The organism is Frigoribacterium sp. Leaf172 (genome assembly GCF_001424285.1).
GTDB lineage: Bacteria > Actinomycetota > Actinomycetes > Actinomycetales > Microbacteriaceae > Frigoribacterium.
In genome coordinates this window covers 806874-821939 of record NZ_LMPB01000001.1, presented here as the reverse complement: position 1 = coordinate 821939, position 15066 = coordinate 806874, and the positions used below count along the sequence as shown (strand labels likewise).

General features: G+C 71.6%; 15 protein-coding genes and 1 tRNA gene. 8 read left to right on the top strand and 8 right to left on the bottom strand.

What is annotated here, in order from left to right:
- Window positions 1-4: 4 nt before the first annotated feature.
- Window positions 5-406, bottom strand: a complete 402-nt coding sequence (locus tag ASF89_RS03990; RefSeq protein ID WP_055812197.1) for a CrcB family protein — start codon at window positions 404-406, stop codon at window positions 5-7.
- The gene (locus ASF89_RS03985) at window positions 403-912 is read right to left on the bottom strand and encodes a CrcB family protein (RefSeq protein ID WP_055812194.1); all 510 of its coding nucleotides are present in this window, start codon (window positions 910-912) and stop codon (window positions 403-405) included. Before ASF89_RS03985 ends, ASF89_RS03990 begins: the two co-directional genes overlap by 4 nt.
- Before the next feature lie 264 nt (window positions 913-1176).
- Between ASF89_RS03985 and ASF89_RS03980 the strand changes: the two genes are divergently transcribed.
- On the top strand, window positions 1177-2520 hold the full coding sequence (locus tag ASF89_RS03980) for an APC family permease (protein WP_055812191.1): 1344 nt from the start codon (window positions 1177-1179) through the stop codon (window positions 2518-2520).
- A gap of 94 nt (window positions 2521-2614) precedes the next feature.
- Here the strand turns inward: ASF89_RS03980 and ASF89_RS03975 are convergent.
- The 4 genes from ASF89_RS03975 to ASF89_RS03960 form a co-directional block, all read right to left on the bottom strand.
- Window positions 2615-2686 (bottom strand) — tRNA-Arg (locus ASF89_RS03975).
- Window positions 2687-2755: 69 nt separating this feature from the next.
- Window positions 2756-3250, bottom strand: a complete 495-nt coding sequence (locus ASF89_RS03970) for an HNH endonuclease (RefSeq protein ID WP_055800417.1) — start codon at window positions 3248-3250, stop codon at window positions 2756-2758.
- Window positions 3251-3586: 336 nt separating this feature from the next.
- Window positions 3587-4504, bottom strand: coding sequence for a C40 family peptidase (locus ASF89_RS03965; protein ID WP_156357423.1), 918 nt, complete (start codon window positions 4502-4504; stop codon window positions 3587-3589).
- A 228-nt stretch (window positions 4505-4732) separates the two neighbouring features.
- On the bottom strand, window positions 4733-5425 hold the full coding sequence (locus ASF89_RS03960) for a metal-dependent transcriptional regulator (protein WP_055800411.1): 693 nt from the start codon (window positions 5423-5425) through the stop codon (window positions 4733-4735).
- Between the two features lie 87 nt (window positions 5426-5512).
- Here ASF89_RS03960 and serC point away from each other — a divergent pair, with 87 nt between their 5' ends.
- Entirely contained in the window at window positions 5513-6631 is a 1119-nt protein-coding gene (gene serC / locus ASF89_RS03955; RefSeq protein WP_055800408.1) for a phosphoserine transaminase, read from the top strand.
- Window positions 6632-6731: 100 nt separating this feature from the next.
- On the opposite strand, the gene ASF89_RS03950 is transcribed toward serC, so the two are convergent.
- Together ASF89_RS03950 and ASF89_RS03945 are read right to left on the bottom strand one after the other, a co-directional pair.
- Entirely contained in the window at window positions 6732-7415 is a 684-nt protein-coding gene (locus tag ASF89_RS03950; protein ID WP_082489757.1) for a DUF3027 domain-containing protein, read from the bottom strand.
- Window positions 7408-7785 carry a cold-shock protein gene (locus ASF89_RS03945; RefSeq protein ID WP_055800403.1) on the bottom strand — a complete coding sequence of 126 codons (378 nt, stop codon included), beginning with the start codon at window positions 7783-7785 and terminating at the stop codon, window positions 7408-7410. Before ASF89_RS03945 ends, ASF89_RS03950 begins: the two co-directional genes overlap by 8 nt.
- Window positions 7786-7868: 83 nt before the next feature.
- On the opposite strand from ASF89_RS03945, the gene ASF89_RS03940 reads away from it, so the two are divergent.
- The 6 genes from ASF89_RS03940 to ASF89_RS03915 all read left to right on the top strand — a co-directional run bounded on the left by ASF89_RS03940 (window position 7869) and on the right by ASF89_RS03915 (window position 14997).
- Window positions 7869-8147, top strand: a complete 279-nt coding sequence (locus tag ASF89_RS03940) for a multidrug ABC transporter ATPase (protein WP_156357422.1) — start codon at window positions 7869-7871, stop codon at window positions 8145-8147.
- Between the two features lie 40 nt (window positions 8148-8187).
- A complete protein-coding gene (locus ASF89_RS03935; RefSeq protein ID WP_055812188.1) occupies window positions 8188-10053 on the top strand; it encodes a helicase-associated domain-containing protein in 1866 nt (621 codons plus the stop codon).
- Window positions 10054-10154: 101 nt separating this feature from the next.
- Complete coding sequence (locus tag ASF89_RS03930) at window positions 10155-11789, top strand: DNA repair helicase XPB (RefSeq protein ID WP_055800394.1); 1635 nt, start codon at window positions 10155-10157, stop codon at window positions 11787-11789.
- Window positions 11786-12400, top strand: coding sequence for a hypothetical protein (locus ASF89_RS03925; protein WP_055800391.1), 615 nt, complete (start codon window positions 11786-11788; stop codon window positions 12398-12400). The genes ASF89_RS03930 and ASF89_RS03925 overlap by 4 nt, the downstream gene beginning before the upstream one ends.
- A gap of 80 nt (window positions 12401-12480) precedes the next feature.
- A complete protein-coding gene (locus ASF89_RS03920; protein ID WP_055800388.1) occupies window positions 12481-13173 on the top strand; it encodes a response regulator transcription factor in 693 nt (230 codons plus the stop codon).
- A gap of 69 nt (window positions 13174-13242) precedes the next feature.
- Window positions 13243-14997 carry a cell wall metabolism sensor histidine kinase WalK gene (locus ASF89_RS03915; protein ID WP_055800385.1) on the top strand — a complete coding sequence of 585 codons (1755 nt, stop codon included), beginning with the start codon at window positions 13243-13245 and terminating at the stop codon, window positions 14995-14997.
- The last annotated feature ends 69 nt before the right edge of the window (window positions 14998-15066 follow it).

Below are 15066 nucleotides of genomic sequence, written 5' to 3'. Positions count from 1 at the left end.
GGGCTCAGCCGCCGAGCGCCACCCCGAGCACGGCGGCCCCGACCGACAGCACCAGCACGCCGACGACGTTCAGCACGCCGGCGCCGCGGCGCCCCTCCGCGAGCAGTCGGGCGGTCTCGACGCTCGCCGTGCTGAACGTCGTGTATCCGCCGATCAGTCCTCCGCCCGCGACGAGCAGCACCTCGTGCGAGACCCCGCTCGTCGACGCCAGCCCGGCCAGCAGCCCGAGGGCGAACGACCCCGTCACGTTGATGAGCGCGGTGCCGAGCGGCAGGCGTCGCGCCGTCGAGTCGGCCCGCGTCCGCGCCGCGATCGCCGACCGCACCATCCCGTCGACGACGAGGCGCAGCGCCGCGCCCACCCCGCCCGCGAGCGCGATGGCGACGAAGACGAGCGGGCCGGTCATGCCGCGCCTCCCCGCCCGTGTCGAGGCGGGCGGGGGTCGACGCGTCGGCGCATGCGTCCGGCCAGGGCGATGCCGGCCCCGGCGGCGAGGGTCCCGAGCACCACCGACGACACGGCGTAGGCGAATGCGATCACGAGGCCGCCGCCCGATCCGAGCAGCCCCACGTCGACCGCGAAGGCGCTGTACGTGGTGAAACCGCCGATCAGCCCCGTGCCGACGAGCAGCCGCGCCATCCGCCGCCGCCCCTCGTCCGAGCCCCGGCGCACCAGCGACTCGAGCAGCAGACCCAACGCGAACGACCCGACGAGGTTGATGACCAGGATCGCGACGGGGAACCCCCCGGGAGGCGCGGCGAACGTCAGCGCCAGCCCCTCGCGCAGCGCGGTCCCCACCATGCCGCCGAGCGCGACGAGCCCGAGCGAGCTCCACCGCAGGTGGAGGGGCCGGGTGGCGGAGGGCCGTGAGCGGTGGCCTTCGCGAGGGTGGGATGCCGGGTCGTCGGTCACCGCGCCTCCTCGTCCTCCGTCGATCGCGCGCCGATACGCGCCTCGCCGAGGGTACCCGCGTCCGGCCCGGGCTCCGCCTCCGGCTCCGGCTCCGGCCCAGGCTCCGGCTCCGGCTCCGGCTCCGGCTCCGGCTCCGGCTCCGTGCCGACCGCCGACCAGAAGCGCACCCCCGTTGTCAACCCCTTGCGGCCTCAGGGAGCGGACCCGCGCCTCCGCGGCCGTTTCCGCATTGACTGACCGATGCACCAGACCTCGAGGAGACCCATGAGCACGCCCGCCCCCACCAGCGCCCCCGCGCCGTCCGACAGCTCGCCGTCGAAGCTGAAGCAGGCGATCACCGGGCCGCTGCTGTACCTGTTCATCCTCGGCGACGTGCTCGGTGCGGGGATCTACGCGCTGATGGGCACGCTGTCGGCCGAGGTCGGCGGGGCGCTCTGGGCGCCGTTGCTGCTCGCGCTGCTGCTGGCGCTGCTGACGGCCGGTTCGTACGCCGAGCTGGTCACGAAGTACCCGAAGGCAGGAGGCGCGGCGATCTTCGCCGAGCGCGCCTTCCGTCAGCCGATCATCTCGTTCCTGGTCGGGTTCAGCATGCTCGCCGCCGGGGTGACGAGCGCAGCCGGTCTCTCGCTGGCCTTCGCGGGCGACTACCTCGGCACGTTCATCGACCTGCCGCCGGTGCCGACGGCGATCGCGTTCCTCGCCCTGGTGGCCTGCCTGAACGCGCGGGGCATCAGCGAGTCGCTCAAGGGCAACGTCGTCATGACGGTGATCGAGGTCTCGGGCCTCGTCGTCGTGATCGCCGTCGTGGCGATGATGCTCGGCGGCGGGGGCGGCGACGTCAGCCGGATCGGCGAGTTCCCCGTCGACGCGAACCCCGCGATCGCGACGCTGGGTGCAGCGATCATCGCGTACTACTCGTTCGTCGGCTTCGAGACGAGCGCCAACATCGCCGAGGAGGTGCGTGATCCGTCGCGCGTCTACCCTCGCGCCCTCTTCGCCTCGCTGATCACGGCCGGTGTCGTCTACGTGCTGGTGGGGCTCGCCAGCTCCATCGCCCTGCCCGCGTCGGAGCTGTCCGACTCGACCGGACCGCTGCTCGACGTCGTGTCGGCCTCGGGTGCCGGGATCCCCGAGTGGGTCTTCAGCCTGATCGCCCTGGTCGCGGTCGCGAACGGCGCCCTGCTGACGATGATCATGGCGAGCCGCGTGACCTTCGGCATGGCGGAGCAGGGGCTGCTGCCCCGCGCGCTCGGCGCCGTGCTGCCGCGGCGTAAGACTCCCTGGGCGGCGATCCTCGTGACGACGGCCGTCGCGATGGGGCTGACGCTGATCGGCGACATCGGCACGCTCGCCGAGACCGTCGTGCTGCTGCTGCTGTTCGTCTTCATCAGCACGAACGTGGCGGTGCTCGTGCTGCGTCGCGACGAGGTCGAGCACGAGCACTTCCGGGTGTGGACGGCCGTGCCGGTGCTCGGCGTGGCCTCGTGCGTGCTGCTGCTCACGCAGCAGAGCGGCCAGGTCTGGCTCTTCGGAGGCATCCTGCTCGCCGCGGGCGCCGTGCTGTTCTTCGTGGCGCGCCTCCGCTCGAAGGCACCCGCCGCCCGCTGACCCGCCGCCCCACGCCCGAGTCGAGCGCGCGAAGCGCGTGGCCGCGGGGGTTCGGGTCCCTTCAGGGGCAGGTCGACGCGAAGCGTCGTCGGGGTGCCCCTGGAGGGACTCGAACCCCCAACCCTTTCCTTAGGACGGAACTGCTCTTCCATTGAGCTACAGAGGCTGACCCGCCGAGTCTACCGAACCCGCGCCTCCCCCCGTCCGGTGCGATCGAGGTGCCCGTGGCCGCACCCTAGGCGGCGGCCAGGAACTCGTCCCATTCCGCCTGCGGCCGCTCGACCCCGCGGACGACCCAGCCGACCCCGTGCGGCGCCTTGGGCGTCCACCGCAGCGACCATCCCATCTCGGCGGGCGTCCGGTCGCTCTTGAGGTTGTTGCACTTGAGGCAGCAGGCGACGAGGTTCTCCCAGCTGTCGGCGCCGCCGCGCGACCGCGGCTGCACGTGGTCGATCGTGGTCGCGCCGCGTCCGCAGTAGGCGCAGTGGTGGGCGTCGCGCCGCAGCACCCCTCGGCGCGAGACGGGGATCGTCCGCCCGTGCGGGATCCTCACGTACCGGGTCAGCACGATCACCGACGGCCGGTCGTACGAGGCGCGGGCCGCGAGCACCGGATGCCGGGCGTCGGCCGACACGATGGTCGCCTTCTGGGTCATGACGAGCACGAGGGCCCGCCGATCGGACACCACGGCCAGCGGTTCGAAGCCGGCGTTGAGAACGAGAGTGCGCATGCTGTCCCTTTCGAAGCACCCTGGACGGCTTCCAGGGATTCGATGCGTCTCGCAGCCACCGGCGCGGGCCGGGAGGAGGGACTCGCCGCACGAAAAAAGCACCGCCCCTCAGGGCAGTGCTCTATCGGTCGGCGGGGTGTCGTATGTGCTCGTGCGTCCGCGCACCCATGGTGCGAGCGGCGGTCGTGCGAGGCATGTGACTCTCCTGGTCTCAGCGGTACTCCGAGATCGCCAGGTTAACCCCGAAGAGCCGCCGTGCCAAGACCCACGGCGGCTCTTCACAGCCTGTTCAGACGACGGCCCGCCCCAAGACGTCAGCCGAGGAGGCGCGGGTCGTCAGACCCCGAACCGCACGTAGTGCACGGCGTCCGTCCACAGCGGCCGCACGCTGACGACGCCGCCGGGCTTCGGCGCGTCGAGGATCATCCCGTTCCCCGCGTAGAAGCCGTCGTGCGAGCCGTCGTTGAAGATGATGACGTCGCCGGGCTGGGCCTCGGCGGCCGAGATCGGCGTGCCGAGCGCCCCCTGGGCGGGCACCGAGTGCGGCAGCGAGATGCCGTACTGGGCGTAGACGAACATGATGAAGCCCGAGCAGTCGAACCCGGCGGGCGTGGCGCCGCCGTAGACGTAGGGGGTGCCGAGGTACTGCAGGGCCGTCTGGTAGACGGCGTCGAGGCTGAAGGCCCCGGGGGTCGCGGCACCGGCGGCCGGAGCGGCGGCTGCCGCGGCCGACGTCGACGACGTGGCCTCGGTCGCGGTCGCGACGTACTCGGAGGCGGTGGGCCCGGTGTAGCTCGCGGCCTGCTCGGCGAGCTCGGCACGCTCCTGCTCGCGCTGCACGGCCTCGGCGGCCGCTGCGGCCGCCTGATCGAGCGTCGCCTGCGAGGTCGCCGTGTAGCCGTCGCGGCCGGCGTCGGCTGCGGTGACGTCGTCGGCGACGGAGATGGTCTGCGCGTCGGCGGTCCGCGAGGTGGCGAGGGCGGCCGTCGCGGCGGACTCCGACGAGACGCCGGCGGCCTCGTTCGCTCCGGGCGTCTGGGCGAAGGCGGGGAGGGCCAACGTGCCGAACAGGCCTGCCGTGAGCGTCATCACCGTCACCGAGACGGCGGTCCGGCGAGCGCTCGTGCGGCGGCGCGGAGCCGGTGCCGCGGCGGCCCGGCGCAGGGAGGAGCGCGTGGGGAGGTCGGCGGGGGTGCGGAGGGCAGCGGTCTTCGGCTGCTCGTTCTCGTGTCGGGCGGGAACAGGCTGGGTCAAGAGGGTGGTTCTCCGGCGTCTCGGCAGCGCTAGGGTCACTGCCCCCGTCCATTCGTCAGGATCAACGACTCAGGGCACGAGACGGGAGTGGAGAGACGTCGTGCCGGGGATCCCGCCACCGGCTTCCTGGCCGCGGGACTCTGCGACCTTACGCGAAACAGGGCCCCGAATCATCCTCGAGACGGATATTTGTAACGAATTGATAACCAGCTGACCGCAGGCTGGGGATCAGCTCGACACGTAGATGTGCTGCGCGACCTCGTTGGGCAGCTCGAGCCCCTCGTCATGACCCTCCACCTGCACGAAGACGTACGAGCCCGCGGAGGTGACGGTGGCCACGCCACCGGGGGTGACGCCGGCGTTCTGCAGCTGCTGGAGCAGCTCGGGCTCGAACTGCACGGGCTCCGCCAGGCGGCGGATCGGCCGGGTGACGCCCTCGGCGTTCTCGGCGACGACCTGCACGAGGTTGACGACGCCGTCGAGGAACCGCCCGGCGGGCGAGTCGCCGAGCTCGTCGAGCCCGGGGATGGGGTTGCCGTAGGGCGACTCGGTCGGGTGGTCGAGCATCTCGAGCAGGCGACGCTCGACCTGCTCGCTCATCACGTGCTCCCACCGGCAGGCCTCGTCGTGGACGTACGCCCAGTCGAGGCCGATGACGTCGGCGAGGAGGCGCTCGGCGAGACGGTGCTTGCGCATCACGTGCGTCGCCTTGCTGCGACCGTCGTGCGTCAGCTCGAGGTGGCGGTCACCGGAGACGACGACGAGACCGTCGCGCTCCATGCGGGCGATCGTCTGCGAGACGGTCGGACCGGAGTGGCCGAGTCGCTCGGAGATGCGCGCACGCAGCGGCACGATGTTCTCTTCTTCGAGGTCGAGGATCGTGCGCAGGTACATCTCTGTCGTGTCGACGAGATCGGTCAACAGGGGCCTCCCGGTGGAACGCGTGGACTACCCCGTCAGCCTAGTCGCTGCACGATGCGGCCTCCGCCGCCTCACTAGGATCGACCCATGGCGGACATCTCGATTCCCACTGACCTCCTGCCCACCGACGGTCGATTCGGCTGCGGGCCGTCGAAGATCCGCGGCGCGCAGCTCGAGCACCTCGTCACGTCGGGGGCGTCCCTCCTCGGCACCTCGCACCGCCAGGCCCCGGTCAAAGACCTGGTCGGCCGGGTCCGCGCCGATCTCGGCGAGCTCTTCCGCATCCCCGACGGCTACGAGGTCGTGCTCGGCAACGGCGGCTCGACCGCCTTCTGGGACGCCGCGGCCTTCGGTCTCGTCGAGAAGCGCGCCGAGAACCTCTCGTTCGGCGAGTTCGGCTCGAAGTTCGCCAAGGCGAACGCGGCCCCGTGGCTCGAGTCCCCCCACGTGATCACCGCAGAGGGCGGCGCCCTGGCCGAGGTCGAGGTGCTCGAGGGCGTCGACGTCTACGCCTGGCCGCACAACGAGACCTCCACCGGCGTGATGGCCCCCGTCACCCGTGTCGTCGGCGACCCGGGCGCCCTGACCGTCGTCGACGCCACGAGCGCCGCGGGCGGCATCGACTTCGACGCCGCGCAGGCCGACGTCTACTACTTCGCCCCGCAGAAGAACTTCGCGAGCGACGGCGGCCTCTGGCTCGCCCTCCTCTCCCCCGCGGCGATCGAGCGCGTCGAGCGCATCGCCGCGAGCGGCCGGTACATCCCCGAGTTCCTCAGCCTCAAGAACGCGGTCGACAACTCGCGCCTGAACCAGACGCTGAACACCCCGGCCCTCACCACCCTGCTGCTCCTCGAAGACCAGACCCGCTGGATGCTCGACAACGGCGGCCTCGCCGGCATGGACGCCCGCACGCGCGAGTCGTCGTCGGCCCTCTACGACTGGGCGACCGCGTCGGAGTACGCGACGCCGTTCGTCGTCGACCCGTCGCACCGCTCGCAGGTCGTCGCCACCATCGACTTCGCCCAGTCGATCGACGCCGCGGCCGTCGCGAAGATCCTGCGCCAGAACGGCATCGTCGACACCGAGCCCTACCGCAAGCTGGGTCGCAACCAGCTGCGCGTCGCCACCTTCGCGGCCATCGAGCCCGACGACGTGCGTCAGCTGATCCGCTCCATCGACCACGTGGTGGGTGCCCTGTCCGCCTGACGCCCCTCGACGACGAAGACCCCCGTGTTCCGCACGGGGGTCTTCGTCGTCCGGCACCGGTCTGATGCCGAGGAGGCGCGGTGAACGCCCCCGGGACCGTTTACCGTCGCCGGCGCCTCCGCGGCCTGCCGGAGCTCTCGCCGCGCGATGCGCCGCCCTGGGGCTCCTCGTCGTCCGAGCCGTCCTCGTCGTCGGACTCGTCGTCGCCCGACTCGTCGTCGTCGGACTCGTCGTCGTCCGACTCGTCGTCGTCCGACTCGTCGTCGTCCGACTCGTCGTCGTCCGAGACGTCCAGGTCGTCGATGTCGACCCCGTCGACGTCGCCCCCGTGGACGATGCTGCCGTGAGGCGCCTCGTCGTCCGAGCCGTCCGACTCGTCGTCGTCGGACTCGTCATCGTCGTCCGACTCGTCGTCGTCATCGTCATCGTCGGAGTCGTCGTCATCGTCCGAGTCGTCGTCACCCTCGGCACCCTCGCGCGCCTCCTGGGCCTGCATCTCGGCGAGGCGATCGGCCCACGGCACCCAGTCGGGTGCGATGAGCGCGCTGTCGCCGGGAAGCAGCTCGGCCTCGAGCACCGAGGGCTCCTCGCCCTCGAGGTGCGCGACGCTGACCGTCCAGAACCAGCCGGGGTATCCGGGCAGCAGGGTGGCGAAGCGCACGGAGGTGACGCCGGGCTCGTCCTCGACCGCGGGAGCCTCGGCGCCGATGGTCTCGTCGGGGGTGATCTCGAGCAGGGCGCGACGGGCGAGGTCGGACCAGGGGGTGGTCACGGCGTCAGGCATCGAACGAGTCGGCGACGGTCCGGAGGAGGACGGCGATGCGAGCGCCGTTCTGCGGGTAGCGACCATGACGGAGGTCTCCGCCGGCCTTGTCGAGCACCTTCACGAGGTCCTCGACGATGACGGCCATGTCGTCGGCGGACCGGCGGCTCATCTTCGCGAGGCTCGGGGCGGCCTCGAGCACGCGCACCGAGAGCGCCTGGGCGCCGCGCTTGCCGTCGGCGATGCCGAACTCGAGACGGGTCCCCGCCTTGACACCCACGGTGCCGGCGGGCAGGGCCGACGCGTGGAGGAAGACCTCGTGGCCGTCATCGCTGGTGATGAAGCCGAAGCCCTTCTCATCGTCGTAGAACTTGACCTTGCCGGTGGGCATGACTTGACTCCTAGAAGAGGTGGGGTGAGAGCGACCTCAGCTTAGAGCGAGAGGTCGAGGCGCGCCCCCGCTATCCTGTGCAGGTGGCTGAGAAGACCGACAAGAGCGCGCCGACGAGCGTCCATCGTACTGAACGCGTGCTGATCTTCATGATCGCGGCGATCGTCGTGCTGTCGATCGTCGCCTTCGTCGTGCGGTTGATGGGCTCCGTCGCCGGGGTCTCCGACTACACGACGGGGATCTGGCCGGCGGTCAGCGTCCTGCCGCTCATCGGCCTCCCGCTGGCCATGCTGCTGATCATCGCGTACGTCGTCGCCAGTGGCGCTCGACGGGTGCGAGAGAACCGGGGCACCACACGGTAGACGCAGCACCCGGCTGCGCAATCTTCGGAGGTCGACCCCAATGACCAGTGCACTCGATCTCGCGGGCGTGCTCCGCGGCGCCCCGGCGGACGATCTGCTCCGTCGCCTCGCGGCGCGGCAGCTCCGCCCCGCGTCGGTCCACGACGCGTTCGACCTGGCCGACGTCCTGCTCGAGCCGGCGTCCGTCCGAGACGTCCTGTCGCGGCTCGACCGCACCGAGCTGCGGGTCCTCCAGTCCGCCCGCGTCCCCGCCGACGCGACGACCCTCGCCGATCGACTCGCCGACTCCGACGACGACGCCCTGTCTCCCGTCGACGCGGCGATCGACCACCTGGTCGATCTCTTCCTGCTCGTCCCGTCGGGCGACGGCTCCGACCGCGTCGTCGCCACCCCCGACGCCGTCGGCGAGCGTCTCGACGACGATCCCCTGCTCTCGGCCGACCGTCTGGCCGACGAGCGCCCGCCGGTGGTGCTCGAGGCGGTCGCCGAGATCGACCGCGAGGCCGTCGACGCCCGCTCCGCCGAGCGTCTCTACGCCGTCGTGATCGAGGTCGCCGAGATCCTCCGGGCGCTCGAGCTGTCACCGGCCCGCGAGCTGGCCAAGGGCGGCCTGGCGCTGCCCGAGGCACGCCGTCTCGCCGAGGCCGCGCGGGTCGACGCCGACGACGTCGCCACCCTGCTCGGCATCACGACCCGCGCCGGGCTCGCGCGGACGAGCCCGGACGGGTGGGTCGTCACCGACGATTCGTCCGACTGGCTGGCGTCGTCGTGGCCCGATCGCTGGGAGGCCCTGACCCGCTCGTGGGTGGACTCGCTCCCGCCCGAGATCGTCGCCGTGCTGCGGCAGCGGGTCGAGACGTCGTGGGGCGAGCCGCTCCGCGAGTACACGCTCTGGGCCTACCCGGCGGGGGCGGCCTGGGTGCCCGAGCGCCTCGCCGCCTTCTCGCGGTCGGCCGAGCTGCTCGGGCTGAGCTCCGGCGGGGTCCCCACCTCGGCGGCGCTCGCGCTGTTCCACGAGGGCCCGGCCGCGGCGCGGGCCCGCGTGGCCGATCTGCTGCCCGACGCCGTCGAGCAGGTCTACCTCCAGCACGACCTCACCGTGGTGTCGCCCGGCCCGCTCGCTCCGGCGCTCGATGCGCGCCTCCGGGTGATCGCCGACGTCGAGAGCGCCGGGCTCGCGGCGACGTACCGCATCACCGAGGGGGGCGTGCAGCGGGCGCTGAGCGCCGGCGAGACGGCGGACAGCCTCCGCGAGTTCCTGTCGGGCATCTCGGCGACCGGCATCCCCCAGCCGCTCGACTACCTCGTGCAGCAGTCCGCCGAGCGCCACGGGAGGTTCCGCGTCTCGAGCATCGAACCGGGCGCCCCGGGCTTCCCCGGCGACGCCCTCACCCTCGTCGAGGCCGACGATCACACGAGCATCGACACGCTCGAGGTCGACCACGCCCTGGCTCCGCTGGCGCTCCGACGGATCGACGGCCTCCGCATCGCCAGCCGCTTCGAGCGCGACACCGTGTTCTGGGCGCTGGGCGACGAGCGGTACCCCGTCGTCGTCCTCGACGACTCGGGTTCGTCGGTGACGCCGCCGCTGCGGCGTCGCCCCCGTCGCCCCGTCCCGGTCCCGGCGCGCGATCAGCTCCGCGAGATGGTCGAGCGTCTGACCTCCGACAGCGAGGGCAGCGACGAGTCCACCGACCGGGCGTGGATCGCCCGTCAGCTGGACGCCGCGGTCAAGGGCCGCTTGACGGTCACCCTGACGATCGCGCAGCCCGACGGCTCCACTTCGACCCTCGACATGGAGCCCACGGGCGTCGGCGGCGGGCGTCTGCGCGGTCGCGACAAGAAGTCCGACGTCGAGCGCACGCTGCCGCTGTCGCACGTCGTCGCGGTGTCCAGCTCGCGCTGACCCGGGCGCCGCGGTGTCCGGCTCGCGCCGACCCGGGCGTCGCGGGGCGGCACCGGCCCACCTGACAACGACCGCAGGAGGCGCGCCTAGACTCGACCCTCATGACCGGCCCCCTGATCGTCCAGAGCGATCGCACCGTCCTGCTCGAGGTCGCGCACCCCCAGGCCGAAGACGCGCGTCACGATCTCTCGGTCTTCGCCGAGCTCGAGCGGGCGCCCGAGCACGTGCACACCTACCGCATCACCCGGCTCGGCCTGTGGAACGCCCGTGCCGCGGGTCACACCGCCGACGACATGCTGGGCACCCTCGAGACGTACTCGAAGTTCCCCGTGCCGCAGAGCGTCACCGTCGACATCGCCGAGACGGTCGCGCGCTATGGCCGCATCGTCATCGAGCGCGACGGCGACACCCTCGTGCTGCGCGGCACCGACGACACCGTGCTGCGCGAGGTCACGCGCGTGAAGAAGATCGGCGAGCTGCTCGGCGTCCGTCGCAGCGACACGGTCTGGGAGCTCCTGCCGTGGGCGCGCGGCGAGGTCAAGCAGCAGCTCGTGAAGCTCGGCTGGCCGGCGGAGGACCACGCGGGCTACACCCCGGGCACGCCGCACGAGATCGGACTCGACGAGAGCGACTGGCACCTCCGCGACTACCAGCAGAAGGCCATCGACAACTTCTTCGACGGCGGCTCGGGCGTCGTCGTGCTCCCCTGCGGCGCCGGCAAGACACTGGTCGGCGCGGGCGCGATGGCGGCGGCCGGGACGACCACCCTCATCCTCGTGACGAACACCGTCTCGGCGAGGCAGTGGCGCGACGAGCTCCTCAAGCGGACGACGCTGACGGAGGACGAGATCGGCGAGTACTCCGGCTCGGTGAAGGAGGTCAAGCCCGTCACCATCGCGACGTACCAGATCCTGACCGCCCGGCGCGGGGGCAAGTACACGCACCTGTCGCTGCTCGACGCGCTCGACTGGGGCCTGGTGGTCTACGACGAGGTGCACCTCCTCCCCGCTCCGGTCTTCAAGCTGACGGCCGAGCTGCAGGCCCGCCGCCGACTCGGCCTCACGGCGACGCTCGTCCGCGAGGACGGCCGCGAGAGCGACGTCTTCAGTCTCATCGGGCCCAAGCGGTTCGACGCTCCGTGGAAGGAGATCGAGGCGCAGGGCTACATCTCGCCGGCCTCCTGCTACGAGGTGCGGGTCGATCTGCCCCAGGAGGCGCGGCTCGAGTACGCCGCCGCCCCCGACGACGAGCGGTACCGTCTCGCGGCGACAGCCCCGGCCAAGCTCGGGGTCGTGCGCGACCTCGTCGCACGGCACTCCGGCGAGCAGATCCTGGTGATCGGCCAGTACCTCGATCAGCTCGAGCAGCTGGCCGAGACGCTCGACGCGCCGACCCTCACGGGCGCGACCCCCATCGACGAGCGCGAGCGCCTCTACCAGGCGTTCCGCGACGGCGAGGTGAAGGTGCTCGTCGTCTCGAAGGTGGCGAACTTCTCCGTCGACCTGCCCGAGGCGACCGTGGCCATCCAGGTCAGCGGCTCGTTCGGCTCGCGGCAAGAAGAGGCCCAGCGTCTCGGTCGCCTCCTCCGGCCCAAGAAGTCGGGGCTCCCGGCGTCGTTCTACACGCTCGTCAGCCGCGACACGGTCGATCAGGACTTCGCGCAGAACCGGCAGCGGTTCCTGGCCGAGCAGGGCTACAGCTACACGATCCTCGACTCCCCCGCCCTCGCCGCATGAGCGGCCCTCTCGAGCCGGGCGACCCCGGTGCCGACGAGCACGCCTCCGACGAGGGCGGCCGTCAGGGCGACCTCCCCCTCGGCGACGACGACCTCTGGCGCGACGGGCTCCGCCGGGTCTTCGCGGCCGACCAGGCGCCGTTCGCGACGTTCGGGCCGCTGGTCGCCTCCCTCGACCACGACGCGATCGAGTTCCGCGGGCAGAACGCCCGCCTGGCCCCCTGGGACGATTCGGTCGTCGTCTCCGTCGAGCGGACCTACGAGGTGCAGGGCGGTCTGCACGCCGGCTCCATGCTCAGCATCGTGACGTGGAGTCCCGACCCCGAGGTGCTCGATCGCAGCGACCTCCTCGCCGGCTCGCCCGTGAAGGACCACCTCTTCGCCGGTCTCACCGCGATCGGTGCCACCGACGACGCCGAGGAGGCGCGGGTCGTCGCCGCGCCCGTCGAGGAGTTCCCGGGATGGCAGATCACCCGCGCCTCCGGCTACACGGCCGTGCTGGAGCACCGCGAGGGCGTCGACTTCTCCCTGGCCGTGCCCGACGAGCTGCTCGAGCTGACGACCCGCATCGCCCTCGTGCCGAACATCGAATGGGACGACTCGGCTTCCTGACTGCCGACACCGTGTCCGCATACGGCGGACGTGCCTCCTGCTCACAGGCAACGCCGAGGAGGCGCGCAGATACTTGCACCATGAGTGACGGCCCCAAGATCCTTATCGTCGACGACGAACCGAACATCCGCGACCTCCTGACCACGAGCCTCCGCTTCGCCGGCTTCGCCGTCCGGGCCGTCGGCAACGGGGCGCAGGCCATCTCGGCCGTCCTCGAGGAGGAGCCCGATCTGATCATCCTCGACGTGATGCTCCCCGACATGAACGGCTTCGGCGTCACCAAGCGCCTCCGCTCGTCGGGCTACACGTCGCCGATCCTGTTCCTGACGGCGAAGGACGACACCGAAGACAAGATCACCGGCCTCACCGTCGGAGGCGACGACTACGTCACGAAGCCCTTCAGCCTCGACGAGATCGTCGCCCGCATCAAGGCGATCCTCCGCCGCACCATGAACGAGGACGAAGACGCCATCATCCGCGCCGGCGAGCTCACGATGGATCAGGACACCCACGAGGTCACCATCGGCGAGACCGCCATCGAGCTCAGCCCCACCGAGTTCAAGCTGCTGCGCTACCTCATGCTGAACCCCAACCGCGTGCTGTCGAAGGCTCAGATCCTCGACCACGTCTGGGAGTACGACTTCAACGGAGACGCCGGCATCGTCGAGAGCTACATCTCGTACCTGCGTCGCAAGCTTGACCAGTTCTCGGCCGAGCCGATCATCCAGACCAAGCGCGGCTTCGGCTACATGCTGAAGGCCTCGAAGGGCTAGCCGCCCGCGAGATCGAGGCGGACGCCCGGGGGCCTCGGCTCCCAGGCGTCCTCGGTATCGTTCGCCCTTATGCACGCACGCCTCTCGCAGTGGTGGAACGAGATCTCCATCCGCACGAAGATCACCGGGATCACGGTGACCCTGGTGACCCTCGGGCTCCTGGTCGCCGGGCTCGGCACCATGACCGTGCTGAGCACGTACCTCTACGGCCAGGTCGACACCCAGCTGAAGACGTCGGCCGACAGCTTCACGGGGGCGTCGCGCAACGGCACGTCGTGCACCATCAACTTCGGCGACAAGTCGAGCTACCTCGCGATCCTCAACCCCGACGGCAGCATGATCTGCGACACGAGCGATCTGCTCGAGGACGGCGTCGGCCCGGTGCTCGCCGGCGTGACCGTCGCCGAGTCCGCGGGCGGCGAGGCGCAGAGCGTCGACAACCGCACGCACGACCAGGAGTGGCGCGTCTACGCGACCGTCAAGCCGCTGACCCTCACCTCGACGAGCGGTGCGACGCAGACCATCGACGCCACCATCGTCACGGGCACCAACCTCGCGGCGACCAATGCGACCATCAACCGCTTCGGCGGGATCTTCCTCGGCTTCGGCGTCTCCGTCGTCGTGCTCGGCGCCGCCCTCACCCGGCTGCTCGTCACGTCGACCTTCTCCCCCCTCCGCGACGTCGAGGCCACGGCGGCGCGCTTCGCCGACGGCGACTACAGCCAGCGGCTCGACTCGACGACGCCGAACACCGAGGTCGGTCGGCTCAACCGGTCGCTCAACACGATGCTGAACCGCATCGACGACGCCTTCGACGACCGGGCGAAGACCATCGACCAGATGCGCCGGTTCGTCGGCGACGCGAGCCACGAACTCCGGACCCCGCTCGTCAGCCTCCGCGGCTACGCCGAGCTGTACCGGATGGGCGCCCTGACCAAGCCGGAGGACGTCGCCCAGGCCATGGAGCGCATCGAGAAGGAGGCCATCCGGATGGGCGTGCTCGTCCAGGACCTCCTCCAGCTCGCACGCCTCGACGAGTCGAAGCCGCTCGAGCTCGGCCCGGTCGATCTCGTGCAGCTCGCCCGCGACTCCGCCCTCGACACGATGGCCTCGAACCCCGACCGCGACATCGAGGTGCTCGTGCTCGACCCGGTCGTCCCCTCGGCCACCCCGGCGGATGACGGCGAGGCGGCCGAGCCCGCGATCGACGCGGCGCCCGGCCTCCCGGTCGAGAGCCGGACCACCGGCCCGGTGACGCCCGCCGCGTCGGGGTCAGCGACGGCGGGCGGCGCACCGGCTACGTTCGCCGGAGCCACCCTCGCGCGCCTCCGGAGCCTCCGCGCCCGCGGCGTCCGCAACGCGGACGGCAGCACGGCGGCCGTGCCCGTCGAGCAGACCCCCCTCGACGAGGCGCACGCCATCGTCGTCGGCGAGGAGAACAAGATCCGTCAGGTGATCACCAACCTGATGGGCAACGCGATGCGCTTCACGGAGCACGACAGTCCGATCGAGATCGTCGTGCAGTCGGACCCGGGTCGCGGCGTCGCCACGTTCGCGATCGTCGACCACGGCGAGGGCATCCCGCCGCAGATCCGCGAGAAGATCTTCCAGCGGTTCTGGCGCGCCGACTCGTCGCGCACCCGCGACACCGGGGGCAGCGGGCTGGGGCTCGCCATCGTCTCGGGCATCGTGGCAGCCCACGGCGGCAGCGTCGACGTGCGCGACACCCCCGGCGGCGGCGCCACGTTCCAGGTGGCCCTGCCCCTGATGCCCGCCGACGCCGCCGTCACCACCGCCCCCGCGGCCGGCCCGCAGCCCGCCTAGCCGCCCGCGGCCCGCGGCGCCCGCCGCTCGCACCCCACACCCCGAAACCCGCGCAACACCCCCATCTCT

What these genes read in the sequence shown, in the direction of transcription:
- ASF89_RS03970 (WP_055800417.1), bottom strand. Translation starts at nt 3,250, where the DNA reads ATGCGCACTCTCGTTCTCAACGCCGGCTTCGAACCGCTGGCCGTGGTG.
- ASF89_RS03930 (WP_055800394.1), top strand. Translation starts at nt 10,155, where the DNA reads ATGACCGGCCCCCTGATCGTCCAGAGCGATCGCACCGTCCTGCTCGAG.
- ASF89_RS03915 (WP_055800385.1), top strand. Translation starts at nt 13,243, where the DNA reads ATGCACGCACGCCTCTCGCAGTGGTGGAACGAGATCTCCATCCGCACG.
- ASF89_RS03990 (WP_055812197.1), bottom strand. Translation starts at nt 406, where the DNA reads ATGACCGGCCCGCTCGTCTTCGTCGCCATCGCGCTCGCGGGCGGGGTG.
- ASF89_RS03935 (WP_055812188.1), top strand. Translation starts at nt 8,188, where the DNA reads ATGACCAGTGCACTCGATCTCGCGGGCGTGCTCCGCGGCGCCCCGGCG.
- ASF89_RS03925 (WP_055800391.1), top strand. Translation starts at nt 11,786, where the DNA reads ATGAGCGGCCCTCTCGAGCCGGGCGACCCCGGTGCCGACGAGCACGCC.
- ASF89_RS03980 (WP_055812191.1), top strand. Translation starts at nt 1,177, where the DNA reads ATGAGCACGCCCGCCCCCACCAGCGCCCCCGCGCCGTCCGACAGCTCG.
- ASF89_RS03950 (WP_082489757.1), bottom strand. Translation starts at nt 7,415, where the DNA reads ATGCCTGACGCCGTGACCACCCCCTGGTCCGACCTCGCCCGTCGCGCC.
- serC (WP_055800408.1), top strand. Translation starts at nt 5,513, where the DNA reads ATGGCGGACATCTCGATTCCCACTGACCTCCTGCCCACCGACGGTCGA.
- ASF89_RS03945 (WP_055800403.1), bottom strand. Translation starts at nt 7,785, where the DNA reads ATGCCCACCGGCAAGGTCAAGTTCTACGACGATGAGAAGGGCTTCGGC.
- ASF89_RS03920 (WP_055800388.1), top strand. Translation starts at nt 12,481, where the DNA reads ATGAGTGACGGCCCCAAGATCCTTATCGTCGACGACGAACCGAACATC.